The organism is Bradyrhizobium sp. UFLA01-814 (assembly GCF_046718885.1).
Taxonomy (GTDB): domain Bacteria; phylum Pseudomonadota; class Alphaproteobacteria; order Rhizobiales; family Xanthobacteraceae; genus Bradyrhizobium; species Bradyrhizobium elkanii.
In genome coordinates this window covers 1-9,974 of the sequence record NZ_JAQOSR010000242.1, presented here as the reverse complement: position 1 = coordinate 9,974, position 9,974 = coordinate 1, and the positions used below count along the sequence as shown (strand labels likewise).

At 65.2% G+C, this 9,974-nt stretch carries 12 protein-coding genes; 3 read left to right on the top strand and 9 right to left on the bottom strand.

Annotated features, from left to right (window positions below; all coding sequences use genetic code 11):
* Positions 1-118 precede the first annotated feature (118 nt).
* Positions 119-934: an ABC transporter substrate-binding protein gene (locus PMN64_RS39800; protein ID WP_411784697.1), complete on the top strand. Its 816-nt coding sequence runs from the start codon at positions 119-121 to the stop codon at positions 932-934.
* A 96-nt stretch (positions 935-1,030) separates the two neighbouring features.
* Here PMN64_RS39800 and PMN64_RS39795 read toward each other — a convergent pair whose 3' ends face one another.
* The 8 genes from PMN64_RS39795 to soxX form a co-directional block, all read right to left on the bottom strand.
* The gene (locus tag PMN64_RS39795; RefSeq protein ID WP_411784696.1) at positions 1,031-2,071 is read right to left on the bottom strand and encodes an MBL fold metallo-hydrolase; all 1,041 of its coding nucleotides are present in this window, start codon (positions 2,069-2,071) and stop codon (positions 1,031-1,033) included.
* 360 nt (positions 2,072-2,431) lie between these two features.
* Entirely contained in the window at positions 2,432-2,887 is a 456-nt protein-coding gene (locus tag PMN64_RS39790; RefSeq protein ID WP_411784695.1) for a hypothetical protein, read from the bottom strand.
* On the bottom strand, positions 2,884-4,632 hold the full coding sequence (soxB, locus tag PMN64_RS39785; protein ID WP_411784694.1) for a thiosulfohydrolase SoxB: 1,749 nt from the start codon (positions 4,630-4,632) through the stop codon (positions 2,884-2,886). The genes PMN64_RS39790 and soxB overlap by 4 nt, the downstream gene beginning before the upstream one ends.
* A 34-nt stretch (positions 4,633-4,666) precedes the next feature.
* Complete coding sequence (locus PMN64_RS39780; RefSeq protein ID WP_411784693.1) at positions 4,667-4,981, bottom strand: hypothetical protein; 315 nt, start codon at positions 4,979-4,981, stop codon at positions 4,667-4,669.
* Positions 4,978-5,835: a sulfur oxidation c-type cytochrome SoxA gene (gene soxA, locus PMN64_RS39775; protein ID WP_304498315.1), complete on the bottom strand. Its 858-nt coding sequence runs from the start codon at positions 5,833-5,835 to the stop codon at positions 4,978-4,980. The genes PMN64_RS39780 and soxA overlap by 4 nt, the downstream gene beginning before the upstream one ends.
* Entirely contained in the window at positions 5,832-6,143 is a 312-nt protein-coding gene (gene soxZ / locus PMN64_RS39770; RefSeq protein WP_304498316.1) for a thiosulfate oxidation carrier complex protein SoxZ, read from the bottom strand. The genes soxA and soxZ overlap by 4 nt, the downstream gene beginning before the upstream one ends.
* A gap of 293 nt (positions 6,144-6,436) precedes the next feature.
* Positions 6,437-6,931: a thiosulfate oxidation carrier protein SoxY gene (gene soxY / locus PMN64_RS39765; protein ID WP_028343528.1), complete on the bottom strand. Its 495-nt coding sequence runs from the start codon at positions 6,929-6,931 to the stop codon at positions 6,437-6,439.
* Positions 6,932-6,963: 32 nt separating this feature from the next.
* Positions 6,964-7,254 (bottom strand): sulfur oxidation c-type cytochrome SoxX, encoded by a 291-nt coding sequence (soxX, locus tag PMN64_RS39760; protein WP_051448082.1) that lies wholly within the window; start codon positions 7,252-7,254, stop codon positions 6,964-6,966.
* Between the two features lie 402 nt (positions 7,255-7,656).
* Here soxX and PMN64_RS39755 point away from each other — a divergent pair, with 402 nt between their 5' ends.
* Complete coding sequence (locus tag PMN64_RS39755) at positions 7,657-8,331, top strand: DUF938 domain-containing protein (RefSeq protein WP_411784692.1); 675 nt, start codon at positions 7,657-7,659, stop codon at positions 8,329-8,331.
* 6 nt (positions 8,332-8,337) lie between these two features.
* Here PMN64_RS39755 and PMN64_RS39750 read toward each other — a convergent pair whose 3' ends face one another.
* Entirely contained in the window at positions 8,338-9,210 is an 873-nt protein-coding gene (locus tag PMN64_RS39750) for a protein-L-isoaspartate O-methyltransferase family protein (protein ID WP_411784691.1), read from the bottom strand.
* Between the two features lie 84 nt (positions 9,211-9,294).
* Between PMN64_RS39750 and PMN64_RS39745 the strand changes: the two genes are divergently transcribed.
* The gene (locus PMN64_RS39745) at positions 9,295-9,786 is read left to right on the top strand and encodes a type II toxin-antitoxin system HicB family antitoxin (protein WP_411784690.1); all 492 of its coding nucleotides are present in this window, start codon (positions 9,295-9,297) and stop codon (positions 9,784-9,786) included.
* Positions 9,787-9,974: the final 188 nt, after the last annotated feature.

The window sequence follows — 9,974 nt, the reverse complement described above, 5'->3', positions numbered from 1 at the left end:
CCATGGTCGTCGGCAGCGTCAGATGTGTATAAGAGACAGCCCCAACCCTCCCCCGCAAGCGGGAGAGGGGGCTCAGCGTCAGCGTGGCGGCCATCTTGCTTCGCTTCATCGTGGAGTGATGGTCGCGATTCTGCTGTGGCTTATTTCTGCCGGTGCCGCGTCCGCCGCCGGACCACGCATCGTCTCGATGAATGTCTGCAGCGACCAGCTCGTGCTGTCGCTGGCCGACCCCGACCAGATCATCGGCCTCAGCCGCTTCTCGCGCGATGCTTGGCAATCCTGGGCCGCCGAGAAGGCGCGAAATTTTCCGCGCCTGTCCGGCGAGGCCGAGGATGTGCTGCTGCTCAAGCCCGACCTCGTCGTGGTCAGCCTGTTCGACAAGCGCGCGACCCGCGACCTGTTGAAAGCCAACGGGCTGCACCTCGTCGAATTCACGGTGCCGCGCACGCTGGACGAAGTGAAGGAGCAGATTCGCGCGATGGGCGATGTGGTGCAGCATCCCGATCGCGCGGAAGCCGCGATCGCGCGCCTCGATGCGGCGATCGCGCACGCGCGGGCGGCGGCGAGCGCGCATCATTACCGTGTGCTGCCGCTGGAGCGACGCGGTTTTGTCTCAGGCGACCATAGCCTGGTCAGCTCGCTGCTGGCGGCAGCCGGCCTCGCCAACGCCGCCGGCGAACTTGGCGTCGGCGCAGGCGGGTTTGCTTCGCTGGAGGCGATCGTAAAGCTGCGGCCGGATTTCATCCTGGTGTCGGAAGCCGGCGACCGCGCCGAGGATGACGGTCGCGCCTTCCTGCTGCATCCGGCGCTGGAGCGCTTCTATCCGCAAAGCAAGCGCATCGTGCTGCCCGAGCGGCTCACCGTCTGCGGCGGCGTGATGCTGGCGGATGCGCTGGATCGGCTGACGGAAGAGTTGCAGCGAGTGACGCGGTGACCTTGTAGCCCGGATGAAGCGAAGCGCAATCCGGGGCCACTCAATCCGCGGATGGGCTGATCCCGGATTGCGCTGCGCTTCATCCGGGCTACGGGATCATCCCATCACCACCGGACCGCCAGCCTTCTTCCACGCATCGATGCCGCCTTCGATATGAGCGGTGTTGACCAGTCCGGCCTTCTTCGCGGCAGCCACCGCCATCGCCGAACGCTCGCCGAAAGCACAGAAGAACACGACGCGGCGGCCGGTTGCGGCCGCGACTTCGCGCAGCATGCCGCCGGGCTGCAAGGTGGCGCAAATCCCCGGATAGGGCGCGTGCAGCGCGCCCGCGAGCGTGCCGTGCTTGGCCCGCTCGCCGCTCTCGCGCAAGTCGACCAGGAGGATATCGGGGCGGCCGAGACTCGCGATGGCGTCGCGCGCGTTGAGGGAGAGACCTTCCTTGGCGAGTTCGTCCTGGTGCAGGCCGACATGCATGTTGGCGGGCACCACGACGTCCATCAGCTTCGGGTTCGGCAAATTGAGGTTGCTCATCAGCTCGACATAGTCGTCGATCGATTTGACCTGCAGCCGCGGATTGTAGCGCTTCTCCTCGCCGATGGTGGAGACGGTGTCGCCCTTGTAGTCATGCGCGGGGAACACCATGGTCTCCTCGGGCAGCTTCAGCAGGCGGTTGAAGATCGAATCGTACTGCGCCCGCGCGCTGCCGTTCTGGAAGTCGGTGCGGCCGGTGCCGCGGATCAGCAGCGTGTCGCCGGTGAAGACGCGGTCGCCCATTAAATAACTATAGGAATCGTCGGTGTGGCCGGGCGTGTACAGCGCCTCGAGGCAAAGGCCCTCGATCGTCACCTTGTCGCCGTCGGAGACGCGCATCGACACCACGTCGGCCTTGCTCTGCTCGCCCATGATGGTGATGCACTGGGTGCGGTCGCGCAGCTCGCCGAGGCCGGTGACGTGATCGGCATGCAGATGGGTGTCGACGGCCTTGACCAGCCTGAGGTCGAGTTCCTGCAGCAGCTTGCAGTAGCGGTCGGCCTTCTCCAGCACCGGATCGAGGATCAATGCCTCGCCGCCGGCGCGGCTCGCGAGCAGATAGCTGTAGGTGCCGGATACGCTGTCGAAGAGCTGACGAAAGATCATGACGGCTTCCCTATTCTCCGGGCCGAGTCACATGGAGGATATTATTCCATAGATAGGGTCCGTTCAAAGCAAATCCATCCCCGTGCGACTCCTGTCCCGTCACCCCGAAGTGCTCGCGAAGCGAGCCTCGAAGGGTCGACGGCCCGGATATTTCAGGGAAGGAGGGGCGGACGCGCGGAGGGGGCGGGGCCGTGCATCCTTCGAGGCTCGCTCCGCTCGCGCCTCAGGATGACGGGACATATTTCGCATTTTGGGCGGCGCGACGACGGCCGCACGTAACTCGAGCCCTGCTCCTGCAGCTCCATCAGGTGCACCACTTCGATGGTACGATGGTGGCGTCGGGGACGACGGCGATCAGGGTTACGGACGGACCAGCGTGTATCCGTTCTCGGTGAGCAGCAAAATCTGTGCGACGCCGACCTGCACGGGGGTGGCGGCGGCGATGTAGTCCGGCCGCTTGCCGCTGTCGCGCTCGATCGTGTCGACGGTGTTGAGGCAGATGTCGACCCGCGCGCCCTGCGCGACCAGGCTCTCGACCAGCTTGCGGTTCGGGTTGTCGGGCTTGAGCAGGTCGATGCCCGGGCCGAAGGCGACGATCTCGACCGCGACCTTGTCGGGATCGTAATGCTTCATCAGATTGTTGGCGACGCTGATGACGAGGCCTTGCTTCCTCGGATCGTTGTCGGAGAGCTGCAGCACGACCTTGTGCTCGGCGAACGGCTTGTCCTGCAGCGGCGCCAGCTGGGCGCGGGTGAGCGGCGTCGCCAGCGCGATCGCCGCAAGGCCGAGCGCCGCGATCAACGCGCGGCGCGTCATCCGTGCCTCGCGATGCCCGGATTGTCCTCGACGCCTTTCAGCGTCACGCCGGGCTCGTCGCGGTTCGGCGGCCGGCCGGAGCGCAGATGCCTGGCGACGACGTCCCAGATCGGCGCGCCGCTCTGCTGGTTGACCGAGGCCCAGCCTGCGACCTTGTAGTGCTTGCCGGCTTCGAGATGCTTGCCGTTGCCAAGCTTCAGCTCGGAAATACGCTTGCCGACGGTCTCGCCGGGCGTGCAGGTGTAGGCGAGGCCGCCGACGCGGACCATGTCGCCGCCCTGCTGATAATAGGGGTCGACGTTGAACAGATTGTCGCAAACGTCTTCCAGCACATCCTTGATCTGGCTCCCGGTCATCGTGGCGACGTAGGTCTCCGGATAGGTGATCGCGGTTTCCGACAGCACGTCTTCCATGGTCAGCGGCTGGCCGGCGAGCGTGGTGATGCCCCAGCGGAAGCCCGGCGACAGCGCGATCTCGGCGTTGAGCTCGTTCAGCAGCGCATCGCAGATCAACTGATCGACGGTGCCGGAGAAATTGCCGCGGCGGTAGAGCAGCCGGTCGGCCGAGGCCAGCTTGCTATTCCATTCGTCGACATGCGGATCGCGCATCTTGTCGATCAGCGTCTGCATCGCAGGATCGGGCTTCAGCAGTTCGGCGAACACCGGCAGCAGCCGGTAGCGGACATTGGCGACCTTGCCCTTGGTCAGATCGAGATCGAGCACGCCGATGAACTTGCCGTTGGAGCCGGCATTGGTCACCAGCGTGACGCCGCCGGCATTGGTCACCGTGATCGGGATCGGGATCGCGTCGTGGGTGTGGCCGCCGAGAATGACGTCGATGCCGGTGACGCGGCTGGCGAGCTTGAGGTCGACATCCATGCCGTTATGCGACAGCAGGATCACCGCCTCGACCTTGTCGTTGTTGCGATGGCCGTCGACGAGCTTCTGCAGCTCCTCGTCGCGGATGCCGAACTTCCAGTCCGGCGTGAAGCGCTTCGGATGCGCGATCGGCACGTAGGGGAAGGCCTGGCCGATGATCGCGACGCGATGGCCGCCGATCTCCTTGATGAAGGACGGCTTGAACACCCGCCCCGAAGCCGGGTCGAACGCCTTGGCGTCGTTGAACGCGGCTTCCTCGGTCAGGAACACGTTCTGCGCCAGGAACTCGCCCTTGAAGCGGGAGAGGTTGTCGCGCAGCACCTGCTCGCCATAGGTGAATTCCCAGTGCCCGGTCATCGCCTCGATGCCGAGCAGATTGGCGGCCTCCACCATGTCGGCGCCGTTCATGGCGTTGGCGAGCCCTGAGCCCTGCCAGAGGTCGCCGCCGTCGAGCAGGATCGAACGCTTTTCGCCGACATCGGCGCGCAGCTTGTCGACCAGCGTCTTCAGGTGGGCGAAGCCGCCGAGCCGTCCGAACCGGCCGGCGGCCTTCTCGAACTCGACGCAGGTGAAGGCATAGGCGTCGGCGCTGTCGGGCCGGATGCCGAAGCGGTCGAGGAACGCCTTGCCGACGAGGTGGGGCGGCTGGCCGGCCATCGCGCCGACGCCGAGATTGACGCCGGGCTCCCGGAAGAACACCGGCTTCAGCTGCGCATGCGTGTCGGTCATGTGCAGGATGCGGGCGTTGCCGAACCGTTCGAGGTCGTAGACGCTGGCGGTGTCGGCGCTGCGCGCAAGGCGCGGCAGGCCGGCCGTCAGCGTTGCGGCGGCCGCAGCTTTCAGGAATTCCCGGCGGCGGATGATCATCATTCTCTCCGCGCGGCCCCTGGCCTGCGCGCTTTTAACGAACTTCCATGTCCTTCCAGCGTTCCTTTTCGCTGGTGGCCTGGAAGATCGAGGCCTTTGCCAGTGCCTCGGCCTCCGTGGCCTTGGCGACTGCGGTGTCGAAATCACCAGCCTCACCGGCCTTTTTTGCGGCAGATAGCGTCGAGGCGGTGGTGGTCCACTGGTTGCGCAGGCTGCCGGCTTCCTTGTTGGCGGCTTCGGCCGCGGCGTAGGCCGCCTTGTAGTCGGCCTCGGAGGCGGCGAGGGCGCCGGTCGCCGATGCGATCAGCAGGGCCGATGCTGCGAGGACAGCTTTAATGGCCGCGCTCATGGCCGTGCTCCCGGACCCGAAATCGGCAGCCCGTTGCTGACATAGGACAAATAGTATTCGAGGTTGCGGTACTCGTCGTCCTGCGGATTGAGCGGCACGCCGCGGATCTGGCTGTTGCAGGTGGTGAAGCGGCGGCTGGTGGTGCCCATGCCGCTCCATTCCGAGCGGTAGATCGGCATCGCGTTCAGGATGCCGAGCGCCGGCGCCAGCACCTCGGCGCGGATCCGCTCGCCCGGGCTCTGGATGTGGCAGGTGGCGCAGGAGAAATTGAGCTGGCCGCGGCGGGTGTAGAAATACTCCTTGCCCTTCTGATAGGCCTCCAGCGCGCGCGGATCGTTCGGGATCTTGATATCCATCGGCTTGCCGCGCGAGGTGAAGGCCATGTAGGCGGTGAGCGCGGCCATGTCGTCCTTCACATAGGAGAACGGCGCCTCGCCATTGGCTTCGCGGCAGCGATTGAGCGCGAGCTCGAGCGTGACGACCTTGCCTTCCTTCTCATCGAAGTAAGGATAGTTCTGGCGGATGCCGATGCCCTTGTTCGGGAAGCAGTCGGCGTAGGTCTTGCCGTTCTTGAATGGCGTCGCGAACATCTCCTTGCCGGCTTCGAGCGAGAACTCGTAGGGCGGAAACTGCTCCTTCTCCTCCCACTGCCTGTGCAGGTCCTCATTCATCGAATAGGGACCGTTGACGAAATCCTCGAGCTTCAGCTTGGGGAATTTGCTGGTGAAGAATTTCTGGAACGCGGCCTTGTCGGCGGCGGGATCGACGCTGTCGGCCGCGCGCGCTGGTGCGCACGCCAGCAAGCCAAGCGCGAGCGTGGCTATTGTTGCGCGGATTGCGAGGCGCCGTGTCATTGAATCTTCGCCGTGGTGGTGTCGGTCGCGCCCTTGTTGTCGATCCAGCTGACCTTCAGATCGTCGCCCTTCTTGCCGCCCTTGAAGGCGAACTTGACATAGGGATCCTTGGAGACGCCGCCGCCCCAGTCGGCGACGAACACCGGCTTGCCGTCATATTCGAAGGTGAGCTGCTGGATGAAATGCGGCGGAATGATCTCGCCCTTGGCGTCCTTGACGAAGCCGGAATCCATCGGGTGCTGGATCAGCGCCTGCACCTCGGTGGTGTCGCCGTTTGACGTGGCGCGCACGCGAATGCTCGATGCCATCGGTTTAGTCCTCTGTTGTCGCGACAGCCCATCGACGGGCTCGCTTCACCTCTCCCGCTTGCGGGGGAGCATAGGCCGCCTTCAGCGGCCGTCTCTGAAGAACGCCGAAGCAAGGCTTCGGCTGCGTCGCATCGCTAGATGCGATCCGGGTGGGGGCTCTCTCCAAACGAAGAATGTCCATCGTGGCGATACCCCCACCCCAACCTCGAGAGCGAGCTTCGCTCGCCTCGGACCCCGCAAGCGGGAGAGCGGGCACAGCGAGTTCGCGGGTTCGATCGACGCTCATATATGCACTAGCCGCCGCAGCCGCCGACGGTGACCTTGATTTCCTTCTTGGCGCTGTAGAGCTTGCCGCCGGCCTCGACGATCACGGTGACGTTGCTGGTCTTCGCCATCTTGATGCGGTTGGCGACGGTCGGCAGCGTGCCCGCCGGAATCTTGTACGACGCCACCAGCGAAATCGGGTTCTCGCTCACCAGAAACGAGATCGAGGTGACATCGGCCAGCGTCGTGGTCGCGGAGATCGGCACCACCGCGCCGTTCTCGGCGATCTCCGGCGCGTCCATCTTGACCTTGTCCGTCGGCTCGGCGGTCTTGCCATAGAGCGCCTTGATCGCGTCGGCCTCGGTCTTCTGCTTGAATGCGTCTTCGGGATATTTGTCGTTGGCGGCGGCGAGCGCCTGCGGCACGTCGAACGGAATGACGCCGAGGCCGATCAGCGCGGCGACGCCCGCGCCCTTCAGCACCATCCGGCGCGCTCTAGAAAATTCGCTGGTCGTGATGTTCATCAAAAAAATCTCCTCAAGCGACGGTTGCGGCGTCACAGCGTCTGCAGGAAGTCCACCACCGCGTCGATTTCCTTCTCGCTCAAAATCCGGTTTCGGCCGAACGGCGGCATCACCGTCTGTGGATTGCGCTTGGTCTCGTCGGTCACGATCGCGATCAGCTCGTCACGGCTGTATTTGGCCTTCAGGCCGCTCAGCTCGGGGCCGATCGTGCCGGGCAGGTCGCCGCCCTTGATGACGTGGCAGGTCAGGCAATTGCCCTTGCCGCGGTCGAAGGCGAGCTTTTGTCCCTCGGCGGCGGATTGGGCCTGCGCGGGCGCGGCCATGGCGGTGCCTGCCAGCAGCGCCAGGACGAAGGCTGGCTTGGAGAAAGTGGCGATCAAGGACGCTTCCCGGGCTTCAATCTCGATGATCCCATCGCAATATAAAGAGTGGAAAGCACAAAGGCCATCGGCTGGCAACACGGAGAATAGGAGTGTTGTGATGGGGTTAATGTCAGGGGCGACATAGACGAGATTAGACCCGTCACCCCCGCGCAACGGCTTGCCGTTGTCGCTGGAGGTGCGAGCGGAGCGAGCCTCGAAGGGTCGACGGCCCGACCGCGGCCGATTCATCCTTCGAGGCTCGCAAGAGCTCGCACCTCAGGATGACGGATCAGCAGTGTCGGCATCCCGGTTCCGGTTTTGCTGATGGAGCGGCCTGATCTAGAAGCGGTAAGGAGAAGCGCGGTGGCGGAATTCGTGGCGGAGTTCGGCAAGGACGGCCAACCGGTCGAGGCGGACGGGCGGCTCGATGCGCCGGCGTTCCATCGCAACCATCAGCCGATCTGGACCGTCCTGAAAGACTACCTCGCCGGCCAATCCGGCGACGTGCTGGAAGTCGGCAGCGGCACCGGCCAGCATGTCGTCTATTTCGCCGGTCAAACGCCCGACATCACCTGGTGGCCGAGCGACCTCCATGCGGCGCACCTGCGCAGCATCGAGGCCTGGCGCGCGCATGCCGGCCTTGCCAACATCCGGCCGCCGCAGCCGATCGATCTGTCCGATCCCGCCTGGTCGCCAGCGCCGACGGACGGCAAAGGTCCGGACAAACTGCTCGCGATCTTCTGCGCTAATGTGATCCACATCGCGCCGTGGCGCGTCGCCGAGGGCCTGTTCGCCGGCGCCGCGCGGCACCTGCGCGCCGACGGCCGGCTGTTGCTCTACGGCCCGTTCAAGCGCGGCGGCAAGCACACCGCGCTCAGCAATGCCGTGTTCGACACGTCGTTGCGCGAGCGCGACGCCGAGTGGGGCGTGCGCGACATCGCCGATCTCGAGACGCTTGCGGGAAGCGTCGGGCTCAAGCTCGCCGGCAGCTTCGAAATGCCGGCCAACAACATGATTCTGGTTTTTGCCCGCAAGTAGCCGCGCTCAATCGTAAGCCAGGCACCAGCCTGGCCCACGTAACCAGCAACGTTCATCGGGGATCCCGGCACCGCGGTAGAGCCGCGTCACCTTCTGCCAGCCGCCGCGGGCGAAGGCTTCGGCGAGCGTTTTTTCGGACGTCTCGTCCCGGCCGCCGTCGCACGGAATGATCGCAACTGGCGATATCCAGTCCGCTTGGTACTCTGCGCCCTCGCGCCGGATCCGGAACACGGCGCCGGAGCGCGCCACCTGCTCCGGGGCGCCACCCTTGAATCCCTCATCCGACGTCAGCGGCAGGATCAGGCGGCCGCCTGCGGCGAGCCTGTCGAGCCATCGCGCGGCAGGCCGGGTGCAGCCGGCGTTGACATAGATCACGTCGGCGGACTCGAACGGCGCAATCGTGCCGTCGCCCTGGATGATCTCGACATTTGCGTAAGCGGCGAGATTGGCGCGAGCGTCCGCCGCAAGGTCCGGATCGTATTCGATGCCGGTCACGCGGCCAGACGGTCCGACCAGATGCGCGAGGATCGCGGTGTAGTACCCTGTGCCCGTGCCGACATGCACCACGTGCTCGCCGGTGGCGGCCGCGGCCTGGTGCATGAGATAGGCATGCAGCGACGGCTGGCCGTTGTTGAGTCGCCGCTCGGGGCGCAAGGCGACGAGATCGTTGGTGTAGAGATAGACCGGGTCGGCATCGGGCGTCGGCGCATAGTCGCGGCTCCACCACCGCAGCATCATCCATGGTCCCGGGCCGACGAAGTCCTCGCGGCGAATGGCGGCGAAGGCCTCCGTCAGCCGCGGATTGATGGTGTTGGCGGCGGCCAGGATCTGCTTGGCATAGGCCGCGCGGACGATGCGGAGTTCGGCTTGCGGGTCCATTGCCGCGGTCTCCCACAATCGCGTGTTGTGTGATTTGACACACCGAGGTGTGTGAAATAGCATACTCAGACGACGGAGGCCAGAATGAAGAGACGGCTTTATCCGGCCGTGCTGGAGCGCGGTCCGCGCGGCGCGTTCGGGGCATGGTTCCCGGATTTTCCCGGCTGCGTCGCCGCGGGGCGATCGCAGGAAGACGCGATCGAGCGCGCCGAGCACACGCTGGCGCAGACCGTCGATGGCTGGGTCGAGCAGGGCAAGCCATTGCCGGAGCCGACGCCGATCGAGCGCATCGTGGCGCCGAAGGGCTCGGACGTCGCCGCCTTCTTCATGGTCGGCGTCGATCCGCCCGACCCGTCCGAGCGCGTCAACGTCTATTTGCCGAAGAGCCTGATCACGCGGATCGACAAGCATGCCGCCGGACTCGGTATGAGCCGTTCGAGCTTTTTCGGTTTTGCTGCGACGCTCGCGCTTGAATGGCACGTTCACAAGCCGCACCTCGTCGGGCCGCGCTCCAAGGTCCACAAGACCGGCGCGCTGCGCGCCGAGAAGCGGCCTGGCAAGAAGCCAGCGCGGTAAGTGACGCGCGATACAACACACGTGGCGTCGTCCTGGCGAAAGCCAGGACCCATTATCCCAAATGCTGGTGGTTGCGCGTAGCTGGGGCCGCGATCCCTCTCACAACAAGACTCGGTGGTTGATGGTGTGGACGGCCCCCTACGGCATCAGTGTGCCAGAATGAGGTTGTCTAGATCTCATACATGGGA

Excerpts from the sequence above, each read along its gene's own strand:
- PMN64_RS39800 (WP_411784697.1), top strand. The coding sequence starts at position 119 with ATGGTCGCGATTCTGCTGTGGCTTATTTCTGCCGGTGCCGCGTCCGCC.
- PMN64_RS39795 (WP_411784696.1), bottom strand. The coding sequence starts at position 2,071 with ATGATCTTTCGTCAGCTCTTCGACAGCGTATCCGGCACCTACAGCTAT.
- PMN64_RS39790 (WP_411784695.1), bottom strand. The coding sequence starts at position 2,887 with ATGACGCGCCGCGCGTTGATCGCGGCGCTCGGCCTTGCGGCGATCGCG.
- soxB (WP_411784694.1), bottom strand. The coding sequence starts at position 4,632 with ATGATCATCCGCCGCCGGGAATTCCTGAAAGCTGCGGCCGCCGCAACG.
- PMN64_RS39780 (WP_411784693.1), bottom strand. The coding sequence starts at position 4,981 with ATGAGCGCGGCCATTAAAGCTGTCCTCGCAGCATCGGCCCTGCTGATC.
- soxA (WP_304498315.1), bottom strand. The coding sequence starts at position 5,835 with ATGACACGGCGCCTCGCAATCCGCGCAACAATAGCCACGCTCGCGCTT.
- soxZ (WP_304498316.1), bottom strand. The coding sequence starts at position 6,143 with ATGGCATCGAGCATTCGCGTGCGCGCCACGTCAAACGGCGACACCACC.
- soxY (WP_028343528.1), bottom strand. The coding sequence starts at position 6,931 with ATGAACATCACGACCAGCGAATTTTCTAGAGCGCGCCGGATGGTGCTG.
- soxX (WP_051448082.1), bottom strand. The coding sequence starts at position 7,254 with ATGGCCGCGCCCGCGCAGGCCCAATCCGCCGCCGAGGGACAAAAGCTC.
- PMN64_RS39750 (WP_411784691.1), bottom strand. The coding sequence starts at position 9,210 with ATGGACCCGCAAGCCGAACTCCGCATCGTCCGCGCGGCCTATGCCAAG.
- PMN64_RS39745 (WP_411784690.1), top strand. The coding sequence starts at position 9,295 with ATGAAGAGACGGCTTTATCCGGCCGTGCTGGAGCGCGGTCCGCGCGGC.